This is a genomic window from Ruegeria sp. O5, assembly GCF_056535105.1.
Genome location: NZ_JBQERN010000007.1, coordinates 53,945 through 76,791, shown reverse-complemented (window position 1 = coordinate 76,791; position 22,847 = coordinate 53,945). Strand labels below are relative to the sequence as shown.

Genomic DNA, 22,847 nt, shown 5'->3' with positions numbered 1-22,847 from the left:
TGACCGGATCCGTACCGTGAAGCGACCTTCGTCAGGTATCTTGACGGTTCACGCTCATGATCAGCACTTTTGAAACATCTTCACCCAGCTCTTTTTTCGCCACTTCCAACAAGGACTTACGCAAGACATCCAGATTCCGGGATTCTGTGAACGTCCCATCAAATCCCCCGGTGTTTGCGTGATCAAACAGAACCTGAAGAAAGCCATCCCGCAACTTGGGCTCAATGGAATAAAAAGTTTCTTCAATTGCTGTGTTCGCCTCAAGGCTGAGGGACAAAGTGACCATCGCTTCGATTTCGTCATCCCCAACCACCGGAACGACAAAATGTTTGGTCAACTTTAAGTACCCATAGGCGGACTTTTTTTCCTTGGACTTTTCAGACTTCTCGTGACCGGCCTTCTCTTCTTTTGCCACTTCTTTTTCGGCGGCTGTTTTGTCGGGCTTGCCCGAAGGTGACAGAAACAGCCCGGCACCGACACCCGCACCCAGGCCGACAATCAGGAGAACGACTGGAACCAGTTTTGCAATCACGGTCGCACCTCAGAATGGCAAGAGTGAATCAAGAACTTGCTGGCCGTATCGGGGTTGCTGGACATCCGTAATCTGACCTCTTCCACCATAAGACACCCGCGCAGAGGCGATCTTGTCGTAGGTAACTTCGTTTTGACGCGAGATATCCTGAGGGCGGACATACCCGGCCACCAAAAGCTCGCGCAGTTCAAAATTGACCCGCAACTCCTGCGAGCCGGAAATCGAAAGAACCCCGTTCGGCAGAACATCCAAAACCGTCGCGGCGACACGCAGGGTTAGTTTCTCGTTTCGCCTCACAGATCCCCGCCCGGAACTTGTGGAATCCGCTTCGATGGACACGGCTTCATCCAGCGATGCCCCGTCAGGTAAGTGTTTTTGCACGCGCTGGGGCAAACCAAAGAGGCCAGGAACCTCAAGGTTTTCCGAGCCTGATCTGGACCGTCTGGTGTTGTTTGATATCTCAGCTTTTTCATCCAACTCGATGACTACAGTCAGAATGTCACCTTTCTTGATCGCCCGCTGATCGCCCAGCAAGGATTGCTGCCCTCCGCTCCAAAGAGATGAGCGGTCAACGGTGCGTTGTGGTTGCGTGTGCAAAGGCAGACCCGGCCACAGCATGGCAACCTGCTCGGGAGATTCTTCGTTTGGTGTAAAACTCGGGGGCTTGCCAAGATGATCCAGACGACCACACGCGGCCAAAGACAAAGCTATGAGAAGGAGAGTTTTCGACAGTCCGGTCATTACTTAACCTCGACTTGGCCATCCGCGCGGATTTGGCCGGTTACAGTTGTTCTGGACGACAGGTTCATGACCCGGATGCGATCCCCAGCAGCGCCACGCCCCAAGGCGCGGCCTTCCGCGGTTATCGACAAGGCTTGGCGGTCGAATATCAGGACGACCAGATCGTTGCGGTCAACGATGGCGGGGGGGCCTACATCAACTTCTCGGACCGGCCTGCCGGGATACAGTGCCACCCGCGCCTCTTGCCCGATCAGAAAATCAGGGTCAGTCACCGCACCTAGGACATCCGTCGGGCTTGTTTTCAAGTCAGTTGCAGAAATGATTTCTTTGGCCCGGATCGTGCGGGTTGGAACCACAATGTCAGCTTGTGCTGTGATTGGAGCCAGTAGTGCCAAACATATGCCGATCCCTCGCATCATCGCACCTGCGTTGTCGCGCTCATCATTTGATCCACAGCCGAGATGACTTTGGCATTCATCTCATAGCCGCGCTGCGCCTCGATAAGTTCGGTTACCTCGCGCACTGCGTCGACCGAGCTGTCTTCCAGATAACCCTGCCGCAATGTGCCCAGCCCATCACTTCCCGGAGTTCCCAGCACCGGGGCACCCGACGCCTCGGTCTCCTTGAACAGATTGCTGCCAATGGCTTCCAGCCCCTTGGCGTTCGAAAAGCTGGCAAGGACAAACTCACCCAGCAACTGCCCCTCGGGAGAGTCGTCGAAATAAGCATAGACCTCACCCGCGGCATTGATCGAAATTGACCGTGCGTCGTCGGGAACGGTGAGTTCCGGCGAAACCGCATAACCATCGGAGGTTACAATCAGACCCTCTGCCGACCGCTTGAGGCTGCCGTCACGCGTATACGCGGACTGACCGCTGGGCAGCGTGACTTCCAGATATCCGCGCCCCTCAATCGCCACGTCCAGATCACTGCCGGTGGCTGACAAAGCACCTTGTTCCAGTTGCACGGTAACAGCTGCGGGCCGCACACCCAGACCAAGTTGAATACCCGTCGGCAATACTGTTCCGTCCGAGGCGTTTACGGTTCCGGCGCGCGCCATCTGTTGATAATGCAAATCGGCAAATTCGGCCCGACGGGCATTGTAGCCGGTGGTGTTCATGTTTGCCAGGTTGTTCGAAATCGTTTCGACCCGCATCTGTTGCGCGGTCATTCCGGTGGCGGCAATTTTCAGGGCTCGCATGTCAAACTCTCCTTTTACCGTTCAGCGCATCAGCGCCTTGAGCGCCCCGCGCACGCGTTCGTCTTCGCTGTCAAGAAAGCTTTGTCCCAGCTCATAGGCGCGCTGGATTTCCACCAAGCGGGTCACCTGCTGAATGGCATTGACGTTTGAACCTTCGAGAAAGCGATGCAAAACAACGGGTTCATCAACCGGGTTTATCGCACCATTGGCACGAAACCGCGTATTTCCTTCGCGGATCAGCTCCTGCGGATCAGCGACATTGAAAACGCCCAACTGGCCCAGAAATTGGCCGTTGACACTCAACGTCCCATCACTGCCGACATCAATCGTAGCTGCATCGGGTGGGATAAAGACCGGGGCACCGTTGGCATCCAGAACACGCGCACCATCCATCGCAACCAGATCGCCTTCGGCATTTGGCGAGAAGCCGCCCGCACGCGTCAGCCGGTTGCCATCCGGGGTTTCAACCATGAAAAACCCGTCCCCTTCGATGGCGAAATCAAACTGCCCTCCGGTTTTCGTAAGCACACCTTGTTGCAACGATGTGTTGCGCGCCTCGGCCCGGCTCATGGAGAGGGACGGATTGTTCGGAATGTCGCGCACGTATTCCGAAAACACCAGCCCCTGCTGTCGATATCCGGTCGTGTTTGCGTTTGCGATGTTATTCGCCACCAGCCGCATTTCATTCATCAGCCCGGACTGGCGGGACAGGGTGACGTAAGCCGTGTCCATCAGCGGCCTCCTGCAATCAAGGGAACAAGCGTTCCGGTAAAAAACGTAACAAGGGTCTGAGTCATGAACCCCATCGAAATCCAGAACACGATGACAATGGCGATCAATTTGGGAACGAAGGTCAGGGTCATCTCTTGTATCGAGGTCAGCGCCTGGAACAGACCGACAATCAGGCCAGAAACCAGAGCAACGGCAAGGATCGGGACGGATGTAATGACCGCAACCCACAACGCCTGACGAACGATGTCATAGAAAAGCCCTTCGCTGAGCATCGGGTCAGACCGGCATTCTTAGGATTTCCTGATAGGCTTCGACCACTTTGTTGCGGACGATCACTGCGGTTTCTACCGCAAGTTCGGTCTGGGCCAGCGCCTGAACAAGTGCATGGGGATCAGCCTGACCGACCATCGCAGACTGAGATATCTGTTCGCTGTGTCTCAGCGTGGCTGCAAAGTCCTGAAAGGTCGCTCTCAATCCTTGTGCCGCCCCGCCATGATCGGGATCGGCCTGTGTGGCAGAGCGTGCGCCGGCATAATTCTGCGCGGCGTTCAGTGATCGGATATCCATTCTGGCTGTCCTTATTTTCTGAGCAATTCCATCAGCGACGACGACATCTGCCGCGTCTGATCAAACATCTTTAGGTTGGCCTCATAACTGCGCTGGGCTTCCCGCGCGTCCGCGATTTCAATCATCAAATCGACGTTTGAGCCCTGGTAGTGACCACTTTCATCTGCCAACGGATGACCGGGGTCGTAGATGCGGCTCAGCGAACGCTGGTCAAGCGTCACACGGCCAGCCTGCACCATGTCCCCACCGTTTTTCTGCACGGTTTCAAACGGTACGGTTTTGCGTCGATAGCCGGGCGTGTCCGCGTTCGAGATGTTTTCGGACACATGCCGCAACCGCGCGGATTGCGCGCGCAAAGCACTGGCTGACGCAGCAAGGGAATGGGAAAAATCGCTCATACCTGTCGCCCCTTATCCGCGACCCAAACTGGTGCGCAGAATGTCCATTGAGGATTTGTAGATCGCCAGCGCTCGATCATGCTGTCGTTTGACCTCGACCGATTTAAGCATCTCTTCCTCAAGCGACACACCATTGCCATTGGGATCACCTGATGGGACAGCTTCAACCTCAGCCCAGTTTTGCGCACCCATACGGCCGTGCAGATGGCCCGGCCGCGTGGCGTCCATGGTCACGTCATGCCCGGTGGTTTCGAAAGCTTTCTGAAAGGCCTCGATATCGCGCGGCTGATAGCCCGGCGTATCGGCATTCGCCATGTTGCGTGCAATGACCGCCTGCCGTTGCCCGGCATGGGTTGCCATTGCGTACGCTGTCTTAAAGACGTTCAGGTCATAGAACATCGGGGCTTCTCCCTCGATCAATTTCAATCAAGGCTTAACCCTGATTCCTTTAGAAACCGTTTTCAGAACTCAGTTGGAGACTCCACGATGTCTGATCTCGACCCGGTACTTCTGAAACACGAACTCGACAGGATGACCGCAGTCCGTCACGTGGGGCTGGTCACCGGCGTCGCGCAGGGTCTGATCGAAATCGGTGGTTTGAACACGCATGCCCGGGTCGGGGATTTGCTGACATTGCGGCGGCGCGTCGGGTCCGATCTTGCGGGCGAGGTGCATCATGTCGGTTCTGGCCATATCAAAATGCTCCCCAATGCGGCCCCCGATGGGGTCAGCCTGGGGGATCGCGTCTACCTTGACCCATCACCGGATTTTGCACCGGGATTGCACTGGCTTGGACGGGTAATCGACCCCTTTGGCAGGCCCTTGGATGGAAAACCGCTGCTGAGCGGATCGCAGACGCGCGATATCATGCAGGCCCCTCCACCAGCCGTGGCACGCAAACCAATGGGGCAGAGGATGGCCACCGGCTTGTCGGTTCTCAACACTGTGTTGCCCGTCGTACGCGGGCAGCGAGTGGGGTTGTTTGCCGGGTCGGGTGTCGGTAAATCGACCCTGCTTTCCACACTGGCCCGGTCCATGCAGTCCGATGTCGTCGTAGTCGCTCTGATTGGCGAGCGCGGACGCGAGGTGAATGAATTTGTCGCGCAGGCCATTGGCCCCGAAGCCATGAAACGCACAATCGTGGTCGCCGCCACCTCTGACCAGTCGGCATTGGCGCGCAGGCGGTGTGCCTGGTCGGCCATGTCGACAGCCGAGTATCTGCGGGATCTGGGTCTGAACGTTCTCTTTCTGGCTGATTCCGTGACCCGCTTCGCCGAGGCGCATCGTGAAATCGCTGTTTCTATGGGGGAATCCCCGTCTTTGCGGGGATATCCACCCTCTGTCACCCCCCTGATCGCCAGTCTTTGCGAACGCGCAGGTCCCGGAACGCAGGAACAGGGGGATATTACCGCGGTATTCAGCGTTTTGGTGGCCGGCTCGGACATGGATGAACCCATCGCTGACATTCTGCGCGGCGTTTTGGACGGGCACATTGTGCTCAGCCGCGACATCGCCGAACGGGGGCGTTTCCCGGCCATTGACGTCAGCAGATCTGTGTCGCGGAGCCTGCCGGGAGCCGCATCCGAGGCCGAGAACCAGATGATCACAGAAACCCGAAAACTCGTGGGCAGTTACGAGCAGTCCGAAGTGATGATCAAGGCCGGGCTGTACGCCGAAGGGTCTGATCTGCTGCTGGATCAGGCCGTTCGCGTTCACGAGGAATTGGACGCCTTTTTTGCCAAACCGGAAGCTGAGGGAATCGAAAACAGTTTTGATCGCTTGTCATTGATACTGCGCCGTGCATCGATCAGCTTGCCACGCTAGGCAGAATTCCAAACAGTTTTAAGTATTAAGGCCACCTTAAGACCTGCGCTGCTAGGCAAAAAGTCGGGTGATAATATAGGTGGTGGAGATGGGTGCGCAGACCAATGTGGCGCCAATCATCATCAAGAAGAAGCGTGTGTCGGGTGGTGATGGTCACCACGGCGGTGCGTGGAAAGTTGCATATGCCGACTTTGTCACGGCCATGATGGCCTTCTTCATGTTGATGTGGCTGCTGAACGCGACAACTGAACAGCAACGCAAAGGGTTGGCGGATTACTTCGCCCCGACAATCCCTCTGAGCCCCGAATCCGGCGGCGGAGACGGTGCTTTTGGCGGCGACAGTATGTTGTCGGAAAAGACATTGCTGCGGAATGGTGCCGGGGCCAGCACCAAACACGCAACTGAATCCCGTCAGGCACGCGGGTCAACCGGTTTGGATGCCATCGGTGGTGGCAAAGGTGACACCGAAGACTTCTCGACGCTTGAAGCTCAGCTTTTGGGGCGAACCGGTGAAAGCGAGGTGTCGGATAAGCTTCTCAGGCATATCGTGACACGCGTCACCGACGAAGGATTCGTTGTTGAGCTATTCGATACGGACACCCAGCCACTGTTCGACCCCGGTTCCGGGAAACCAACCGGGATCTTGCGGGCGCTTGCTTTGATCATAGCGCGTTCTTCGGATCTCGTGACCAACCCGATTGCTGTCAAAGGCCATGTCAGCGCATCTCCTGTTGTGCAGGTTCGCAATACCACCTGGGATCTGTCCACTGCCCGGGCGCAATCAGTCCGCCAGCTGTTACAGGACAAAGGCGTAGCGGCAAGCCGGATGGATCGCGTCACAGGTCATGCTGACCGAAAACTCTTCACCGACAATCCGATGGCGGTTCGGAACAACAGAATCGAAGTGATATTTCTGCGGCGACCCTATCTGCGGCGACCCTAAAGGATAGAACGCATTTTACCTGTTAGCGCGCTGTTAAGGGGCAGCGCGTTACCTGTTGCATCGAAGCTTGACGCAACAGAAGGGCGCGCCAATGACAATTTCCTCTTCGCTGAATGCCGGTGTGGCGGCGTTGAAGGCCAACGCCAACAGGTTGGCAACGATTTCCGACAACATCGCAAACTCTTCGACCTACGGATACAAACGAGTGGAAACTGACTTTCATTCGATGGTCACGTCTGGCCAGGGTGGCAGTTACTCGGCAGGGGGCGTGCGCACGACCAGCCAGCGCATGATTGATCAGCGCGGATCACTGGTGACCACCAGCAACTCTACCGATCTTGCAGTGCGCGGACGCGGCATGTTGCCGGTACGATCCAGCTCGCAGGTCGGCGCAAATTCGAACGAGATGTTGCTGACGACCACGGGTTCCTTCCGGACCAACGACGAAGGATATCTGGTGACCGAATCCGGCCTTGTTCTTTTGGGATGGCGTGCTGCGGCAGACGGGTCCATCCCGCCCGTTCCACGCGACACGCCCGCCGCGCTTGAACCAATTCAGTTGAGCGTCAACCAGTTGTCCGGTGCCCCGACGACAAAGATGAACCTGCGTATGAACCTTCCCGCAACAGCAACAGATGCGGGTGCGCCGGGCGACACACAGCCTTTATCGGTCGAGTATTTCGACAATCTTGGGAAATCCGAAAGTATTGATATTCAGCTGATCCCGACCGTTCCCGCAACTGGCAGCAGCAATGAATGGACCATGGTTCTGCGCGATTCAGCATCCGGTGGCGCGATTATCGGGGAATACACTTTGACCTTTACCGATAATCGAACGGCTGGTGGTACGCTGGCCAGCGTCACTCCTGTATCCGGTGGCGCTTACGATCCGGTAACCGGCAGTGTCATGGTCAATGTCGCTGGCGGCCCGATGGAGGTCAATATCGGACTGATCGGCGATTCCGATGGCATTACTCAGCTGTCCGACACCTTCGCGCCAGTTTCAATCACGCGGGATGGCTCTGCCGTTGGTACGATGACCAGCGTTCAGGTCGATGAAAGTGGCTATGTCTATGCATTCTACGATACCGGCGTCAGCCGCCGAATGTTCCAGATCCCGCTGGCCGATGTTCCTAACCCCAATGGCCTGACGGCACTGGACAGTCAAACCTACGCGCCATCCCGCGAAAGCGGCACGTTCTTTCTGTGGAACGCGGGCGAAGGCCCAACCGGTGATATCGTTTCCTTCGCACGCGAAGAATCCACCACGGATGTGGCAACCGAGCTGACATCCCTGATCCAGACACAACGCGCCTATTCATCCAGCGCCACGGTGATCCAGACGGTGGACGAGATGCTTCAGGAAACGACCAACCTGAAGCGCTGATCCAGGCACTGACCAAAGGAAAGGAGCGGCCTCATGAATATGTCGACGGCACTCAATAACGCATTGGGCGGGCTGACAGCGGCCAGTCGCGGGGCCGCTGTAGTGTCGGGGAATATCGCGAATGCCCTGACACCGGGCTATGCGCGCAGGTCCCTTGAACTGGCGACAAGCCCCATATCTGGCAATGGCGTGCGTACGGTTGGAGTGATCCGGCATCAGGACCCGGTTCTGACGGCCAACAGACGGTCGTCAGACGCCGAGCTTGCCTTTCAATCCGCCATTTCGGATTTCCGTTCACGGTTCGAAAACTTTGTCGGAACAGCAGACGGCACGCCATCCCTTGCCAGCCGTATGTCTGCCTTGGAAAACAGCTTCATCACCGCAGCCAGTCTCCCCGACTCGATCGAAAGGCTTGATCAAGTGGCGCGCGCGGCGCGCGATCTTACGGCAGAGCTTAACGCGGCTTCTGAGGGTGTGCGACAGGCACGCTCGGACGCGGACCGCAAGATAGGCGCTCAGATCGAAAGCCTGAACCTGGTTCTGAAAGATATCGAAGTTCTGAACGCAAAGATTCCGGCCATTCAAAATTCCGGCGGCGATATCGGGGCCTTGCTGGATCAACGGCAAGTCCTGATCGATCAGGTCAATACTTTGATCCCAGTCAACGTTGTGCCACGTGCCAACGATCAGGTATCGCTCTATTCAGACGGCGGTTTGATACTTCTTGAAGGTAAGGCGTCCGAGTTCACCTTTTCCACGACCGGTGAGACGAAACCCCACATGACGGTTGCAAATGGTCTCCTGTCCGGATTGGCTATGAACGGCAACCCGGTACGCACCAGCAGGGACACTGCGCAAATCCGTGGCGGCGCGTTGATGGCCCAGTTTTCAATTCGCGATGAATTGGCGGTTGAGGCGCAGCTGCAGCTTGATACCGTTGCCCGCGATCTTATCGAACGATTTGAAACGCCGGGCTTGGATCCCACGGCACTTGCGACAGATCCCGGTCTGTTCACAGACAACGGAAATCGGTTCGACCCGACAATCTTTGTCGGGCTGTCATCGCGCATTTCGGTGAATTCGGTTGCGGACCCCGACAACGGCGGGAACAGCTGGAAGCTCCGCGCCGGGCTGGGTGCCGCAACGCCGGGCGATCCCGGACAAGCGTCGCAACTGCGTGCTTTCGGTTCCATTCTGAATGATGCGCGCACCGTACCTGGCGGGCTGTTTGGCACTGGAAACATGCGCGCCGCCGAGTTGACCGAGGCGCTTATGTCGAAAGCCGGGGCGCAATCTCACGCTGCAGAGCAGCGGAAGGTTTTTGCCAGCAACAGCCAACAACAAATGTCACAGATTGAGGCCGAACAAGGCGTCGATACGGATCAGGAATTACAGCGCCTCATGCAGATCGAGCAGACATACGCAGCAAACGCGCGTGTCATCTCGGTCGTCGATGAGCTTATGGAAACGCTTCTGAGGTTATGAGCATGAACTTGACTGCTATCGGCGATCTGGCGCGCGGTATGACCCTTCGCACCCGCGCCACTGAAATCAAAACACAGATTGAAACCCTCTCTTACGAGATGTCCACCGGCAAAGTGCAGGATATATCTGGTCGGCTTGGCGGAGATTACTCTCAGATCCTGGATCTGGATCGCTCGCTTGCCAGGCTCGACGCCTTTGGCATCGCCACAGCCGAAGCGGCCCTGTTCACGGATGCCATGCAGTTGAGCCTGAAGACATTTGGAGATTCGGTTGGCGAAATGACCGCGTCTCTGTTGACCTACGGAACGGCCAATCAGCCGGTAAATCATGCGCAGGCGTCAGATCATGCCAGGAATGAGCTCGACACGATGGTATCGGCGCTCAACACGCGAGTTGGTGGGCGCAGTCTGTTTTCGGGTACAGCCACGGATGTCTCGCCACTGCCCTCGACTGACACGCTGTTGGCTGCGTTGAAGACACAACTGACGGGGGCTGTGACCGTCGCCGACATACGCTTGGCTGCCGACACATGGTTCAACAGCCCTGCCGGGTTTGACGCCATGATTTATCAGGGCGCGAGCACCACACTCTCTCCTATGCAGATCTCGGAAAATGAAAGCGTTACGCTGCCACTCACGGCAACCGACCCGGCATTCAAGGCGGCCCTAAGGGATGTTGCAATAGCGGCATTAGCCACCGACAATACGTTGGCTCTTTCTTCCGACCAGCGCACCGCCCTGTTCACCCAGCTGGGCGTCGATCTGGCCAACGCACAGGATGCCACGGTAAACCTGCGGGCCCAGGTCGGCAGCGCCGAGGCCCGCATCGAACAGGCCGCCACGCGAAATTCGATGGCCCGAACCAGTCTGGAATTCAGCCGGAACGAACTGATCGCGGCCGATCCTTATGAAACAGCGGCGAAATTGCAAACGGTGCAGTTTCAGTTGGAAAGTCTCTATTCGGTAACCGTTCGCAATGCGAACCTTTCGCTGGTGAATTTCCTGAGATGAGGGCGCTGATACTTCTCCTGATCCTTGTTCCCGGTATAGCCTGGGCGGGGGCGATCCGCCTCAAGGACCTCGTGGATTTCGATGGTGTCAGAGGCAATGATCTTGTGGGTTATGGCCTGGTTGTCGGTTTGAACGGAACCGGTGACGGATTGCGCAACTCTCCTTTCACCGAAGAGATCATGTCCAACATCCTGGAGCGTTTGGGTGTCAACGTAACGGGCGAGGATTTCCGGCCCAAGAATGTGGCAGCGGTTTTGGTGACAGCCAGTCTGCCGCCTTTCGCCAGAGTCGGCGGCCAAATTGATGTAACGGTTTCGGCGATAGGCGATTCAAACAGTCTGTTGGGTGGGACACTGGTTATGACCCCGCTAAACGCAGCAGACGGGCAAATCTATGCGGTTGCACAAGGCACAATCCTTGCAGGTGGCGTTTCCGCTGAAGGAGAGGCTGCGTCGATCGTGCGTGGGGTACCAACCTCGGGTGTGATCCCGTCCGGCGCGCGTGTTGAGCGTGAAATTGAGTTCGACTTGTCAACTTTAACCCAAATGCGCCTTGCGTTGAGAGAACCCGATTTCACCACGGCCGCGCGTATCGAATTCGCCATAAACACCGAGTTCAACAGAGCTGTGGCAATCATGCGCGATTCAGGCACGGTTGAACTCAACATTGCTGCAACTCAGGCAGTGTCGACGGCCCATGCCATTGGGCGTATCGAGAATATTCTGGTCGAGCCGGAAGCAAAGGCGCGTGTGGTGGTCGATCAGCGGTCTGGCACCATCGTAATGGGGCAGGAAGTCCGGATATCGCGTGTGGCTGTCTCTCAGGGTAATCTGACCCTGACAGTTCAGGAAGCACCGATTGCCGTGCAACCAAACCCGTTTGCCAGGGGCGAAACAGTGGTCGTTCCGCGCACTATTGCAGGGATCGAAGAGGAAGAAGGAACCGGCCTTGCCGAAATCCCCGAAGCTACGACCCTGTCCGAGGTTGTCGCAGGCCTGAACGCGCTGGGGGTATCACCCCAGGATATGATCGACATCTTGAAAACCATCAAAGCGGCGGGCGCCTTGCACGCAGAATTTGTTGTCAGGTAGCCGATATCTTTGGTCCGACGGGCGTGCCACAAACACGCCCGTGACGTTAAGGCCTATTTCGATTTCCAGCTGTCCAGCCAGCGCTGAAATCTGTTTCGGCGTTCTTCAATCGCGTCACCGGCAGCATAAAAGCCGTCTTCCACATTCTCGATCATCGGATCAATTCGGGCCATTCGGAACCTGCGCCAGCGCACCCAAACCGCCCAGACCAGCGCGGCGAAAGTTGTCAGGAAAATGATGTTGAACCAGGGAATGACCTGCGCATCCGGCCCTTCCACATGTTTGATGAAAATGGCGTTGGGAAAGATCGACATGAACTCGTTGCGCCACCCGTAATGGGTCACGACCACCCATTTCGGGTTTTCCTTGGTCGATTTCGCATCATTGGCTTCGGTGTAAAGGTTCGCCGTGTCGAACTTGAAGTAGGGTGGCCACCCCCACCCGGTGTCTTCGTTTCGGTACACGATCGGCTTGCCATTTTCGCGCACAGCCTGAATGAATTGCACATCCCGGTTGGACAGGCTGGTGGATTGGTCTTCGGGTTCGGACCAGAAAATCCGGGTCCAATCGGTCAGGTCCTGACGCTCTTCGTAGGTGTTGACGATCCGCACGACATCGTGCTGCGGCAGGGAATACTGCAGGATCGCCCCAACCGTGACCCAGAAGATGATGATAATTGCCCATTTGACATAGGCCATGCCGTTACCCTCACATATAATTCACGACGTAGATCAGCGCGGCAATCGCCACCCAGGGCACAATATAGACACCCAAAATCAATTTGCGCCGGAACGAATTATCATAGACGTGCAAACCACGCGCGACAAACGCTTCTTTGTTGCCGGATTTGCCTTTCTCGTCCCACCAGGTTTCCAGCTTCTGCCGCCTGACACTGCGCGAATAATAAGACAGCGCGAAATAGGCAATCGTCTGAACAACCAGCAGGATCAGGAACAGGCGCATCGCTCCGAACATTTCAATTCCTCCCGACCGCACCCCATGGGCCAACGCGCGAGATGACCTCATCACTGACCCTGTCTTCACCGCTCATATCCGGCTCATGGCCGAACAGCGCGGCACGGGCCCCTTGCTTGTCCACCTGATACTCGCGCGCGAGGAAGTCGGCAACATAGGCTTTCTTGCTCTCGGACCATCCGGAATAGGTGCTATAGAACAGCACTTTGTGGCAGATGAACATCTGGCGTGGATCCAGCGGGGCCAATTCGGCCAGCAGCATATTCACCAGATCACGGTTCGGCGTGTAAGCGGCGCGCAAAGTGTAGAAATAAGCCGGATGATCCGACGTGATACGCGGCCACGGCCCCCCATCGCTTGCCCAGCGCAGCAGTTGCGCAAGGCCGTGATAGGCTTCGGGCAAGCGATCCGAGTGATTGCGCGCCAAGCGCCGCATATCGCTTCGGTCCAGCCCGGTCAGGTCGACATCCGCATCCGCCGCCGCATCGACAGTCAGGAAATCCATCTTCTGCTGCAGGATCGCAGCGGCGTCTACGCCGCGCGCTTTGACGATGGGTTCGACCAGATCGTTGTAATCCAGAAACTTGGCAATCTGGTTTCGCTGCGACCGGTCAAAAACATATTTGATCGGCAAATCGTCAGGCTTGTCTCCCATGCAGATCGCCGCCGGGTGGTCCAGATCCGGGAACAGGTACAGCCCGCCGAAATGCGCCGTCCAGAAATTGCGTTGCTCAAAATCCGTGTGGCGCAGATGGACGGGGTTGCGCGTGACATCGCCGGTTTCTTTGGCGGTCTCGATCATCCTGGCGATCAGCACATCGTCGAACCAGGCGTCCTCGGCGGTTTTGAAGCGTTCGACCATACCCGCCAATTGCTGCGCCTTGCGCAAGGTGCCGCCTGCGGTGTCGGCCTCGATCTCGATCTTGCGCAGATTGAACAGATCGCGGGGACTGCTGAGCTTGAAGACCGAATTCACCAGCTCTCCGGCCACGGCATCGGTGGCGGTCAGGGCAAACAGCTGCGCCTCGTTCATCTCGATAAACTCGCGCAGGATATCGCGCGAGGTCGAGAATTTGACGTTCAGCAACGGTGCGCGTTTCTGCTCGGTCGTCAGCAGGATAAACTGCCGGTTGACCCCGTTGGGGTTAAGGTAGAGCTCGTCCTCCAGCTCAATCCCCACCTCCGGCGAATAGCCCGAGATATCGACATGGAAATCCCTCAGCGCCGTGGTCTTGCCCGCCAGATGCTGCAGCGCGCGGTTATACCGCTCGACTAAGGCCGGGCTGGAGATGTGGACGAGGTTGCCGAACATCAGGCCTTTTTCGATAAGGCGGATCATTGGCGCTCTTTCTGTTGGGTAATCGTTTCTTCGATGTTCCAGAGAAATTCTTCCTGTTGAGCCATTCGGACCAAATTATGTTTCGAAAACATGTCACTATTGCCGGAACGTCGACGGCTGATCGAAAGCGTTGCCAGACAAAACAAGAGACTCAAGACCAGTATTGCCCACACTCCAACAATTCCGGACATAATAGAAACAAGAACAATGAATATGGAAACTGCCCACATGCTTAGAAAGTAGTCTAAGCTCTCTACACCTCCCGTCAAAACGATTGATACCACTACTGGGACAAAAGGGATGATTGTGAAAAACAAAGCCACAGTAATCAATACTGCGCGAAGCCTAAGTCGATTTAGTTTTTCTGAACCTGTTTTTCCTGTCCACCAGCCAACAAGGCAGGACACCACCATGCTGGAAACGACGAACATAAAAACTTCCAGACCGCCGGTCACACCTTCCCCTCCAGATACCGCCGCTTGGCCTCTTCCATCCGGCCCATCTCGCGGACGGCGTTTTCGATTGCGACCTCATCGCTCTTGTCGGCATAGCGGAACTCGCTGTCGGCGTAGCGGTTGATTTCCTGCATAACCATCTCGACCGTGATCGGCTGGCGCAGATCCTCGATCATGGCCTTCTTGGTGTCGTAGTCGCGGAACAGGAACAGGTCGGGGTTCTCCATCCATTCGTCGGGCAGTTCGAAATCCATCGCGCGGACCTTGACCGCGTCGGTGATGTTCTTGATCGCGCGGCCGGTGAACCGCTCATCCGCCTGCTGGATCGCCTTGAGGTATGTGCCCAGCTTGGCGATCGTGTCCATTTCGCCGATCTTGCCAGACACCCGGTCATAGACCTGCAGCAAAGCGTCCTCATGCGGGCGGGAATGGCTTTCGAAACTGGCGGCGACGGCCTTTTTGATTTCCTGCGCGGCGTAAGCCTCGTGTTCGCCCAGCGGGATGTCGTGGTTGCGACCCATCAGCAGGTGCAGGATGTCGATGTAATCCTCGCGCGTTTGCGGCCCGTCCACCAGAAACCGCGCGCCCGCCCGCTGGCGCAGGGCGTCGTCCACATTCTCGGGGTAGTTCGAAAACATACCAAAGGTGCAGTTGCCGCGCACGACGGTGTTGGCACCGGCAAAGCTCTCCATCAGAACGGCGGTGATCTCCAACTGCCCGGCTGACGACTGCCGGTCACCGCGCTTACCCGCCAGCTGGTCGATATCGTCGATGGTGCCAAAGCCGATGACCGAGGGGTCGATGATCGTGTTGATAAACGCCTTGGCGTTCTGGCCGGATTTGCCCTGATAGCTGTCGATATTGTCGGTGCTCAGGTTCTGATAGCGGAACGGATAGCCTGCGTTCTGGCAATACTCGTTGATCAGCCCGGCCATCATCTGGATCAGCGTGGTCTTACCGGTGCCCGGCTTTCCGTCACCCATGAAGGTAAAGATGAACCCGCCAAGTTCCGCAAACGGGTTCAGGCGGCGGTCGAAATCATAGGCCATCACCATCTTGGCAAGCTTCATCGCCTGATATTTGGCGATATGGTTGCCGACCACTTCGTTCGGCTTCTTGAACGTCATGGTCAAGGTGGTGGATTTGGCCTTGGAGGCCGGCTCGAACCCCCGGATCGTCAGATCGTCGGCTTCTACATGCCAGGCTGCGTTCTGGAACGGGGCCAGGTAACCTGCGGATCCTGCGCGCAGGGCTGACTTCTCCATCAGTTGCTCGGCATAGGCACTGGTGGCGGCGATCAGGTGGGCATCGTCCGAGGCGTATTTGGCCAGCGTCTGGTCCAGTTCCCACAACGCGCCGTGCAGGGCAAGTTGGCCGTTGTCTGTCAGGACCTCTTCGATCTCACCAATATCAACCGTGGTCTCACCCAGATGCGAGGACAACAGATAGGCCAGCGCATTGCCGAACGTGTGCATCGTGATCAGCGCTTCGGCTGTCAGAACCTCCGAAAACTCGGTCTTCCGCGCGGCGGGCAGATCCCCGGCAAGGTTTGCGCGTTTCAGATCCGCAAGCGGGGTCTGTTCCGCATAAGTGTCGGCCACGGCCAAAGCGATTGCGATGGCGCGGCGGATCGCCTGTTGTGCAGTTGCCTGCGGCGGCGAAACCAAGGCGTCACCATCGTCCGAGGCTTCGATCCTCTCAACCAGATGCACCCCGTCTGCGCGCACGGTCCGGCGTGTCACCAACCCCGGTGTCGTCGAGCGAAACCGCCGACCAGTCGAAACACCTGGTGAGCGTTCAACGGTAGATTCCACGGCTTTGGCGATCCGCGGCGCGTGTTCGAACCCGTTCAGCAAAGCGGTCGCTGCCGGATAATGCTTGCGAATGTCGTCTTCGCGCAATTCCATCTGATCTGACGTCAAACTCATCTAACAAACCGCCCTTGCTTCATCTTTTCAAAAATACTCTCGCCGAAGGCGAAAATTAGTACCTCAATACCTGCCCGGCATTGCTGACGACGAACTTGCGCACATCTGCAAACCCCGGCGGGTTACGTTCGGCCAGCACCTGAAACGGGCGCTGTGGCAGGATGATCGACCGTTGGGTGCGGGTGGCGCCGGTTTCGGCCCCCTGCCCGCCGAAAGGATCCAGCGCAAAGACCTCGCGCTCGACAGTTGAAAACCAGCCGGCGCGCTCCTCGATGACCTCTTCGCTGTGCAGCTCTTCGGTGGTCCAGGCCAGCGCCCAATCCTGTCCTTGAGGCGATTGCGCATCTTCCAGCACTTGCCGCAAGGGGCCGGATTGTTCGGTAAACGCCGAGGAATACATCGGACCCACATGGATGCGACGCAGGTGTTTGGGGTGCAGGTCGTCGAAATCCTGATCAAAGCCCTTGGCGATCGTCACCAGTTTCAGCCCACCCAAGGATTGCGCCATCAGATGTGCCTGCACTTCGGGCCAGCGGCGTTGGTCCTTGGGCAGGGCGGTTTTGCCTGTGTCCTCCAGCTGCATCAGATAGATGACGGGCAGGTTGACCTGACTGTCATAGACCGCCCAGTGGATCATGAACTTGCGCCGCTCGCCCTCATTCCCGATCCAGTGACATTCGGGATCGTTGCGCGCCCAGAACAGCTGACCTTTCAACAATTCCTCGTAATAGAGCCTTTGCGACAGCGCAAATTGCAGCTTGGTTGGAATTTCCCGGTCGCCAATGATCGTGCGGACCATGTCGGTTTTCAGGTCATCTTCCGAGGGCATATTCGCCAGATGCACCTGCGCCTGCTGCGCGTCATTGGCCATGGTCAACAACTCGGCCGCCACCGGAAAGCCGCTGTCGCGCTTGTCCATGGCGAGGCTGCCAAAGAACCGCCCCGTATCGCGCCCAACCAGCAGGTATTTCATGCTAAGCGCGCGAAAGGTGTAGAGCAGCCCCGAGAGGTAGCGTGACACGATCCGCACCTCTTGCTTGCTGATCGCGCCCTCGGCCTCCATCGTCGCCGCCACGCGCAGGAGGTGGACGGTGATCACCTCGAATTTGCGGAAATAGCGGCGCGAGGCGAACGTGTCGGTCAGGCCAACATGGTCTTTGTTGGGGTCAGCTACCAATTGCTTTCTCCCACAGTCTAAGAAAGTCCGCAGACGCTACCTGGCGCTGTTTGCGAACAGAACCAAGCAAATCCGCTGGAGAGAAATGGTGAGCGCGCTGCCAGATAATTCCACATTTCTGAATTATGCCAACATAAGCAGGGCCCACAAACCTCGCTACTTGCCAAACGAGAAACGCCAAAGAAATTGGCGACAGCAATATTAGTGAAATTCCCATGGCAGTTTCGTTGCCACCGGTAATCCAAAACGTAACCGCAAAGCTAATGGCAAATGCCACCATCAAAGGTAGCGCAAAGAGAAAGTACCACCCCCCGATATATGCCATCGCAAGCACTGCACCGAAGATACCATTAACCCAACGAAGGGGCGACCAACCAAACTGCTCTGACCGGCTTTTTTTCAATCGGCCCAAGCTCAACCCCCATACAAATTCTTATCATGCTTCTCGACAATCGAGGCAAACCGGCGGGCAAAGCGTTCATCCGCCTTGGCCTTTTTCTCAAGCACGTCGCGGGCAAACACCATGTGGTCCTCGTGCGCCTCAAGCATGTCGGCCATTTTCTGGTTGGTCGCGGTGCCGATGGCGGCCATCGCCGTCTGCGCCTCTTGATCCGTCTGCACACCGATCTCGTTGATGCGGTGGGCCACGTCCTGCTGCTGCGCGGTTTTCAGCGATTTGGTCAGGGCGTCATACAGCACCACGCGCTGCTGCGTGTCCGTCTGCAGCTTGTTGATCAGCACCATCTGCGTCGCCGCCTGGTTCTGGAGTGAATCGACCCAAGTCTTACCCTTTTCGATATAACGCTCCAGCGTCTGAGACTTGGCCAACTTGACCTGCTCTTCCTGAACCTTGGCGTTGTATTGCTTGTTCAGCTCGGCCAGCTGAGTTTCCAGCTGGGTGCGCGCGGCGGCGTCCTGTTCGACACTGATCTTGTTTTCCAGCGTGATAATCGCCGGGTCCATGCCCTGGATCTCGGCCCGCAGTGCTTCCAGTTCGGCCACGGTTGCCTCGCGATCGTCCAGCGTGCCTGTCAGGTTATCCTCGACCTTTACGCGTTGCTCTTCCAGCACAGTCAGCTGCCCTTGTAACAGCTTCACGATCACATCGGATTTGGCGATCAGGTCCTGCAATTTGTCGTCGATATTGGCCGTTCGCATCCGCTCTTGCCGGAGCGACTCGGATTTTCCCTTGGAAAAGATGCCGACAAACGACTCCCACCCGGTTTTCGAGCGCATCTCGTCGAAATCCTTGGAAAACGCGTTGGTAACATCGTCCAGACCCATGATCAGCTCGGCGATGTTGGCGTTCATCACCTCGGTGTGGGCGTGAACATCCTCAAGCGTGGCATTTTCGATGTCGATATCGGCCTCGGCCGTTCCAATCTTGGCCCGCGCCGCTTCGATCCGCGAGGTCAGCCCCTCAATCTGCGACTGGCTTTCGCGCACTTTCGCTTGCGTTTCTTTGATAAGCGCTTCGAATTGCTGGTTCGACATCTCTGCTGTCCTTTTTTTCTTTAATTACCCAATAAGATAGGGAATGTTACGGTCATTTACATCCCCTTGAGTCCAAAAATCACGCAAACTCTGGCAAACTTGGGGTGGAAAGGAAAGCCACGTGATCGCAACCTGACGTAGAACTCAACGCTGCGACTATGCTGCAACGATTGGGTCTGAAAATAATTTGATCAAATCTGGGCTGATCGACCCGCATCGGTGGACATAGACAAAGCCCTCAACACCTGATTGGGTGCGGCAACTCAACTTCTGCGCGGAGAATGACATGCTGGACGCAACGACCGATCTGAAATCAATTCTGAAGAATCCTGACTTGCTTGTAACCAAAGCCTATATCGGTGGTCAGTGGGTGGACGGTGACAACGGAACTTTCGACGTGACCAACCCGGCCCGGGGCGATGTGGTGGCCAAAGTGGCCGATGTCAGCCGAGCGCAAGTCGCCGGAGCAATTGCACAGGCCGAAGCCGCGCAAAAGGAATGGGCCAAGTTGACCGGCAAGGAACGAGCGGTGATCCTGCGGCGCTGGTTCGACCTGATGATGGAGAACGCCGAAGATTTGGGCAAGATCCTGACCGCGGAGCAGGGCAAACCACTGGCTGAGGCCATCGGAGAAATCGGCTATGGTGCCTCCTTCATCGAATTTTTCGGGGAAGAGGCCAAGCGGGTGTATGGCGAGACCATCCCCGGGCATCAGCGCGACAAACGGATCATGGTACTGAAACAGCCCATTGGTGTGGCGGCTTCGATCACACCCTGGAACTTTCCCAACGCCATGATCACTCGCAAGGCAGGACCTGCGCTGGCGGCGGGGTGTGCTTTTGTTGCCCGCCCGGCGGCAGAAACGCCACTGTCCGCGCTGGTTCTGGCGCTTCTAGCGGAACAAGCCGGCGTGCCAGCTGGTGTGTTCAACGTGGTGCCTTCTTCCCAGGCCAGCGAGATCGGCAAGGAGTTCTGCGAAAACCCCGGTGTACGCAAGCTGACCTTTACCGGCTCGACCGAGGTGGGGCGCATCCTGCTGCGGCAAGCTGCTGATCAGGTCATGAAATGTTCGATGGAACTGGGCGGCAATGCACCCTTTATCGTGTTTGATGACGCGGATCTGGATGCTGCGGTCGAAGGCGCGATGCTGTGCAAATTCCGCAATAATGGCCAGACCTGTGTCTGTGCCAACCGCATCTATGTACAGGCCGGTGTTTACGACGCGTTCGCTGCCAAACTGAAAGCGGCGGTCGAAGCCCTGAAAATCGGCGACGGTCTGGCCGAGGGCACCACAACCGGTCCGCTGATCAATGCCGATGCGGTCGCCAAGGTGGAAGAGCATATCAAGGATGTCACGGACAAGGGCGGCGCTGTTCTGACCGGCGGCTTGCCTCACGATCTGGGCGGTACGTTCTTTCAGCCGACCATCGTGACCGGAGTGACTCAGGACATGATGGTGGCGCAGGACGAAACCTTTGGCCCGCTAGCCCCGCTGTTCAAGTTCGAGGATGAAGATGACGTGATCGCAATGGCGAATGACACGATCTTTGGCCTGGCCTCGTATTTCTATGCAAAAGATCTGAGCCGCGTCTACAAAGTGGCCGAAGCGCTGGAATATGGCATTGTCGGCGTGAACACCGGCATCATCTCGACCGAGCTGGGCCCGTTCGGCGGCGTCAAGCAATCCGGTCTGGGTCGCGAAGGCAGCCACCACGGCATGGAAGACTATCTTGAGATGAAATACGTCTGCATGTCGGTCTGATCTGGCGGCCATCGCCTTGGGGCGGTGGCCATTCTGCCCACAGGCAAGGCGTTGTTCCGGTCAAACGGGCCGGTGACGGCTGGGCAATGACCCAATTTCACCAAGCATGAATTCCCCGCGGGCTAGCTTCGTGGGGACTTTTCCTCTAGGCCTGATCCGATCCCAAGCTTAAGTCTTTCCCTCTTTCGTTATCACGGTCGTTACGGTGCGCGTCACCCGACTTCTGGTGATTGCAATCGCCCCTATGACCAAGGCACAGGCTATGGCTTGCGCAGTTGTGATTGCTTCTCCAAACGCGAAGAACCCGACTGCAAACATTGTGGGCAATTCAATGCTTCCGACAACCGCAGTTTGAGAAGCTCCGATCAGCGGCGAACAGATCGTGTAAACAAGCTGCGGCACAAGCGCCGTGACCAACCCAATTCCAATGATCAGAACCCATTCGGACTGACCTTCAGGAAACAGCGTGGAAACGTCTGCATTCAGCATCAAAGGCAAAAGCCCAAGAACCGATCCCAGAGACACCGAGGCGATACGTGCAAGTGGCGCAATTCGTGACAACCTGTGGACCAGAACAGAAATCCCGAAGCCAAAACCAAATGGCGCTGCCAGAGAGATTAGAAGCGTAGGAATGTGCTCGACCGGAACGGATGCTGGCGAGCCTGCTATGATGGCAGCCAGAATGATGAGACCAGACGCAAGAAACGCGCGCCTTGTGGGTGTATCGGCGAACAAGACCCACGCAATGATCAACGTGAAAACCGGATATGTCATATAGAGCACGCCCACCGTCGATGCGGGCAGTGTCTTTAGGGCTGTGACATATCCGATCCAGCCAAGCCCCATCACCACTCCGACCGCAAGACCCCAACAAATCTCGCGCCAGGCTGTTCGATGTACGACGAGAACTGGCAGTAACAAAACCGCCGGAACGATGTAGCGGTAGAATGCGACGGCGAAAGGTGCGACGCCCTGCTCGGTCAATCCCCTGCTGAAATAGGGAACAAGCCCGAAACAGACTGATGCGAAAAGTACGCCAACAACCGCAAGCGATTGAGGAATAGCCGGTCTGGTCTGCGTGGATGCCGTCGACATCTGCAAGTTCTAGCACAGGTTCACGACGAGTGTAGCCGAGTTTACCGGGCCCACGCTTTGATGTGCAAAGGCGCTTTCATCAAAGAACAACGCCCCGCGTCTGGAGGAACGCGGGGCGCGGGTGTTGCGGCAGTCCGGGAGGAGGAGACTGCCGCTAGGCTTTCAAAGCCTCAGTTCACGGCCTTGGCGTCAACCACATCTTTTTCGATGGCTTTGGCCGAGGTAATTTCGATCCGGCGCGGTTTCAGGGCCTCGGGCACTTCTCGCTTCAGGTCGATGTTCAGCATTCCGTTTTCATGGCTTGCGCCGGTGACACGGACATGATCGGCCAGAGCAAAGCGACGCTCGAACGCGCGGGTTGCGATGCCGCGATGCAGATAGCTGCGGCTCTTGTCCTCGGATGCCTTCTTACCGGCAACAACCAGCGAGTTTTCTTTCACTTCAACGGACAGGTCGCTTTCCGAAAAACCAGCGACGGCCACCGAGATACGGTACGTGTCGACATCGGTTTTTTCGATGTTGTAGGGCGGATAGCTTGGCTGTGCCACATCATTGGTCAGAACGCGATCCATCATGTCGGCGATCTGGTCAAAGCCAATGGTGGCGCGGTGCAGCGGTGCAAAATCAAATGTACGCATGTGTCATATCCTCAGTCTTGAGCGATTCACGATCTGGCCCTCCGGCTGGACGGACCAATGTTAATGACGGACC

The 22,847-nt window shown here is 56.9% G+C and carries 26 protein-coding genes; 7 read left to right on the top strand and 19 right to left on the bottom strand.

Annotated elements, in window-relative coordinates; all coding sequences use genetic code 11:
* Positions 1-31: 31 nt before the first annotated feature.
* Genes ACR0M3_RS11275 through ACR0M3_RS11235 form a run of 9 tightly spaced genes read right to left on the bottom strand, consistent with a single transcriptional unit; the run spans position 32 to position 4,570 of the window.
* A complete protein-coding gene (locus ACR0M3_RS11275) occupies positions 32-532 on the bottom strand; it encodes a flagellar basal body-associated protein FliL (RefSeq protein ID WP_480832863.1) in 501 nt (166 codons plus the stop codon).
* Positions 533-541: 9 nt separating this feature from the next.
* Positions 542-1,273 (bottom strand): flagellar basal body L-ring protein FlgH, encoded by a 732-nt coding sequence (gene flgH / locus ACR0M3_RS11270; protein WP_480483916.1) that lies wholly within the window; start codon positions 1,271-1,273, stop codon positions 542-544.
* Positions 1,273-1,689 carry a flagellar basal body P-ring formation chaperone FlgA gene (gene flgA / locus ACR0M3_RS11265; protein ID WP_480483964.1) on the bottom strand — a complete coding sequence of 139 codons (417 nt, stop codon included), beginning with the start codon at positions 1,687-1,689 and terminating at the stop codon, positions 1,273-1,275. The genes flgH and flgA overlap by 1 nt, the downstream gene beginning before the upstream one ends.
* Complete coding sequence (flgG, locus tag ACR0M3_RS11260; RefSeq protein WP_480483915.1) at positions 1,689-2,474, bottom strand: flagellar basal-body rod protein FlgG; 786 nt, start codon at positions 2,472-2,474, stop codon at positions 1,689-1,691. The genes flgA and flgG overlap by 1 nt, the downstream gene beginning before the upstream one ends.
* A gap of 21 nt (positions 2,475-2,495) precedes the next feature.
* Entirely contained in the window at positions 2,496-3,206 is a 711-nt protein-coding gene (locus ACR0M3_RS11255; RefSeq protein WP_480910781.1) for a flagellar hook-basal body complex protein, read from the bottom strand.
* Positions 3,206-3,478, bottom strand: coding sequence for a flagellar biosynthetic protein FliQ (locus ACR0M3_RS11250; protein WP_480488141.1), 273 nt, complete (start codon positions 3,476-3,478; stop codon positions 3,206-3,208). The genes ACR0M3_RS11255 and ACR0M3_RS11250 overlap by 1 nt, the downstream gene beginning before the upstream one ends.
* Before the next feature lie 4 nt (positions 3,479-3,482).
* Entirely contained in the window at positions 3,483-3,773 is a 291-nt protein-coding gene (gene fliE, locus ACR0M3_RS11245) for a flagellar hook-basal body complex protein FliE (protein ID WP_480773976.1), read from the bottom strand.
* An 11-nt stretch (positions 3,774-3,784) separates the two neighbouring features.
* Complete coding sequence (gene flgC / locus ACR0M3_RS11240; protein WP_480520033.1) at positions 3,785-4,171, bottom strand: flagellar basal body rod protein FlgC; 387 nt, start codon at positions 4,169-4,171, stop codon at positions 3,785-3,787.
* A gap of 12 nt (positions 4,172-4,183) precedes the next feature.
* Positions 4,184-4,570, bottom strand: a complete 387-nt coding sequence (locus ACR0M3_RS11235; protein WP_480587263.1) for a FlgB family protein — start codon at positions 4,568-4,570, stop codon at positions 4,184-4,186.
* Between the two features lie 87 nt (positions 4,571-4,657).
* On the opposite strand from ACR0M3_RS11235, the gene ACR0M3_RS11230 reads away from it, so the two are divergent.
* The 6 genes from ACR0M3_RS11230 (at position 4,658) to ACR0M3_RS11205 (ending at position 11,911) form a co-directional block, all read left to right on the top strand.
* Positions 4,658-5,995: a FliI/YscN family ATPase gene (locus ACR0M3_RS11230; RefSeq protein WP_480910779.1), complete on the top strand. Its 1,338-nt coding sequence runs from the start codon at positions 4,658-4,660 to the stop codon at positions 5,993-5,995.
* Positions 5,996-6,083: 88 nt separating this feature from the next.
* Positions 6,084-6,938 carry a flagellar motor protein MotB gene (locus tag ACR0M3_RS11225; protein ID WP_480910777.1) on the top strand — a complete coding sequence of 285 codons (855 nt, stop codon included), beginning with the start codon at positions 6,084-6,086 and terminating at the stop codon, positions 6,936-6,938.
* Between the two features lie 91 nt (positions 6,939-7,029).
* Complete coding sequence (locus ACR0M3_RS11220; protein WP_267366907.1) at positions 7,030-8,325, top strand: flagellar hook protein FlgE; 1,296 nt, start codon at positions 7,030-7,032, stop codon at positions 8,323-8,325.
* A 33-nt stretch (positions 8,326-8,358) separates the two neighbouring features.
* Positions 8,359-9,810, top strand: coding sequence for a flagellar hook-associated protein FlgK (gene flgK, locus ACR0M3_RS11215; RefSeq protein ID WP_480900044.1), 1,452 nt, complete (start codon positions 8,359-8,361; stop codon positions 9,808-9,810).
* 2 nt (positions 9,811-9,812) lie between these two features.
* Positions 9,813-10,820, top strand: a complete 1,008-nt coding sequence (locus ACR0M3_RS11210; RefSeq protein ID WP_480910774.1) for a flagellin — start codon at positions 9,813-9,815, stop codon at positions 10,818-10,820.
* Complete coding sequence (locus ACR0M3_RS11205) at positions 10,817-11,911, top strand: flagellar basal body P-ring protein FlgI (protein ID WP_480488149.1); 1,095 nt, start codon at positions 10,817-10,819, stop codon at positions 11,909-11,911. The genes ACR0M3_RS11210 and ACR0M3_RS11205 overlap by 4 nt, the downstream gene beginning before the upstream one ends.
* A 53-nt stretch (positions 11,912-11,964) precedes the next feature.
* On the opposite strand, the gene ACR0M3_RS11200 is transcribed toward ACR0M3_RS11205, so the two are convergent.
* Genes ACR0M3_RS11200 through ACR0M3_RS11165 form a run of 8 tightly spaced genes read right to left on the bottom strand, consistent with a single transcriptional unit; the run spans position 11,965 to position 19,279 of the window.
* Positions 11,965-12,609 (bottom strand): DUF1523 family protein, encoded by a 645-nt coding sequence (locus ACR0M3_RS11200; RefSeq protein WP_480910771.1) that lies wholly within the window; start codon positions 12,607-12,609, stop codon positions 11,965-11,967.
* 10 nt (positions 12,610-12,619) lie between these two features.
* The gene (locus ACR0M3_RS11195; protein WP_480910768.1) at positions 12,620-12,886 is read right to left on the bottom strand and encodes a hypothetical protein; all 267 of its coding nucleotides are present in this window, start codon (positions 12,884-12,886) and stop codon (positions 12,620-12,622) included.
* 1 nt (position 12,887) lies between these two features.
* The gene (locus ACR0M3_RS11190) at positions 12,888-14,225 is read right to left on the bottom strand and encodes a DUF6638 family protein (RefSeq protein WP_480910766.1); all 1,338 of its coding nucleotides are present in this window, start codon (positions 14,223-14,225) and stop codon (positions 12,888-12,890) included.
* Entirely contained in the window at positions 14,222-14,680 is a 459-nt protein-coding gene (locus ACR0M3_RS11185; protein ID WP_480488156.1) for a hypothetical protein, read from the bottom strand. Before ACR0M3_RS11185 ends, ACR0M3_RS11190 begins: the two co-directional genes overlap by 4 nt.
* Positions 14,677-16,608 (bottom strand): AAA family ATPase, encoded by a 1,932-nt coding sequence (locus ACR0M3_RS11180; protein WP_480832849.1) that lies wholly within the window; start codon positions 16,606-16,608, stop codon positions 14,677-14,679. Before ACR0M3_RS11180 ends, ACR0M3_RS11185 begins: the two co-directional genes overlap by 4 nt.
* 55 nt (positions 16,609-16,663) lie before the next feature.
* Entirely contained in the window at positions 16,664-17,785 is a 1,122-nt protein-coding gene (locus ACR0M3_RS11175; RefSeq protein ID WP_480910763.1) for a hypothetical protein, read from the bottom strand.
* The gene (locus ACR0M3_RS11170) at positions 17,775-18,197 is read right to left on the bottom strand and encodes a hypothetical protein (RefSeq protein WP_480483899.1); all 423 of its coding nucleotides are present in this window, start codon (positions 18,195-18,197) and stop codon (positions 17,775-17,777) included. Before ACR0M3_RS11170 ends, ACR0M3_RS11175 begins: the two co-directional genes overlap by 11 nt.
* Before the next feature lie 2 nt (positions 18,198-18,199).
* Positions 18,200-19,279: a hypothetical protein gene (locus ACR0M3_RS11165; protein WP_480483898.1), complete on the bottom strand. Its 1,080-nt coding sequence runs from the start codon at positions 19,277-19,279 to the stop codon at positions 18,200-18,202.
* Positions 19,280-19,565: 286 nt separating this feature from the next.
* On the opposite strand from ACR0M3_RS11165, the gene ACR0M3_RS11160 reads away from it, so the two are divergent.
* Positions 19,566-21,041, top strand: coding sequence for an NAD-dependent succinate-semialdehyde dehydrogenase (locus ACR0M3_RS11160; RefSeq protein WP_480587288.1), 1,476 nt, complete (start codon positions 19,566-19,568; stop codon positions 21,039-21,041).
* Between the two features lie 168 nt (positions 21,042-21,209).
* Here the strand turns inward: ACR0M3_RS11160 and ACR0M3_RS11155 are convergent, their stop codons facing one another.
* Both ACR0M3_RS11155 and ACR0M3_RS11150 read right to left on the bottom strand, forming a co-directional pair.
* Positions 21,210-22,136 carry a DMT family transporter gene (locus ACR0M3_RS11155; RefSeq protein ID WP_480910760.1) on the bottom strand — a complete coding sequence of 309 codons (927 nt, stop codon included), beginning with the start codon at positions 22,134-22,136 and terminating at the stop codon, positions 21,210-21,212.
* Between the two features lie 170 nt (positions 22,137-22,306).
* Positions 22,307-22,774, bottom strand: a complete 468-nt coding sequence (locus tag ACR0M3_RS11150; RefSeq protein WP_209599221.1) for an Hsp20 family protein — start codon at positions 22,772-22,774, stop codon at positions 22,307-22,309.
* Positions 22,775-22,847 lie beyond the last annotated feature (73 nt).

Coding starts and splice junctions, on each gene's coding strand:
- ACR0M3_RS11220 (WP_267366907.1), top strand. CDS start 7,030: ATGACAATTTCCTCTTCGCTGAATGCCGGTGTGGCGGCGTTGAAGGCC.
- ACR0M3_RS11235 (WP_480587263.1), bottom strand. CDS start 4,570: ATGTTCTATGACCTGAACGTCTTTAAGACAGCGTACGCAATGGCAACC.
- ACR0M3_RS11210 (WP_480910774.1), top strand. CDS start 9,813: ATGAACTTGACTGCTATCGGCGATCTGGCGCGCGGTATGACCCTTCGC.
- ACR0M3_RS11160 (WP_480587288.1), top strand. CDS start 19,566: ATGCTGGACGCAACGACCGATCTGAAATCAATTCTGAAGAATCCTGAC.
- flgA (WP_480483964.1), bottom strand. CDS start 1,689: ATGCGAGGGATCGGCATATGTTTGGCACTACTGGCTCCAATCACAGCA.
- ACR0M3_RS11150 (WP_209599221.1), bottom strand. CDS start 22,774: ATGCGTACATTTGATTTTGCACCGCTGCACCGCGCCACCATTGGCTTT.
- ACR0M3_RS11180 (WP_480832849.1), bottom strand. CDS start 16,608: ATGAGTTTGACGTCAGATCAGATGGAATTGCGCGAAGACGACATTCGC.
- ACR0M3_RS11200 (WP_480910771.1), bottom strand. CDS start 12,609: ATGGCCTATGTCAAATGGGCAATTATCATCATCTTCTGGGTCACGGTT.
- flgC (WP_480520033.1), bottom strand. CDS start 4,171: ATGAGCGATTTTTCCCATTCCCTTGCTGCGTCAGCCAGTGCTTTGCGC.
- ACR0M3_RS11230 (WP_480910779.1), top strand. CDS start 4,658: ATGTCTGATCTCGACCCGGTACTTCTGAAACACGAACTCGACAGGATG.
- ACR0M3_RS11165 (WP_480483898.1), bottom strand. CDS start 19,279: ATGTCGAACCAGCAATTCGAAGCGCTTATCAAAGAAACGCAAGCGAAA.
- flgH (WP_480483916.1), bottom strand. CDS start 1,273: ATGACCGGACTGTCGAAAACTCTCCTTCTCATAGCTTTGTCTTTGGCC.
- ACR0M3_RS11225 (WP_480910777.1), top strand. CDS start 6,084: ATGGGTGCGCAGACCAATGTGGCGCCAATCATCATCAAGAAGAAGCGT.
- flgG (WP_480483915.1), bottom strand. CDS start 2,474: ATGCGAGCCCTGAAAATTGCCGCCACCGGAATGACCGCGCAACAGATG.
- ACR0M3_RS11155 (WP_480910760.1), bottom strand. CDS start 22,136: ATGTCGACGGCATCCACGCAGACCAGACCGGCTATTCCTCAATCGCTT.
- ACR0M3_RS11190 (WP_480910766.1), bottom strand. CDS start 14,225: ATGATCCGCCTTATCGAAAAAGGCCTGATGTTCGGCAACCTCGTCCAC.
- ACR0M3_RS11205 (WP_480488149.1), top strand. CDS start 10,817: ATGAGGGCGCTGATACTTCTCCTGATCCTTGTTCCCGGTATAGCCTGG.
- ACR0M3_RS11195 (WP_480910768.1), bottom strand. CDS start 12,886: ATGTTCGGAGCGATGCGCCTGTTCCTGATCCTGCTGGTTGTTCAGACG.
- flgK (WP_480900044.1), top strand. CDS start 8,359: ATGAATATGTCGACGGCACTCAATAACGCATTGGGCGGGCTGACAGCG.
- ACR0M3_RS11255 (WP_480910781.1), bottom strand. CDS start 3,206: ATGGACACGGCTTACGTCACCCTGTCCCGCCAGTCCGGGCTGATGAAT.
- fliE (WP_480773976.1), bottom strand. CDS start 3,773: ATGGATATCCGATCACTGAACGCCGCGCAGAATTATGCCGGCGCACGC.
- ACR0M3_RS11250 (WP_480488141.1), bottom strand. CDS start 3,478: ATGCTCAGCGAAGGGCTTTTCTATGACATCGTTCGTCAGGCGTTGTGG.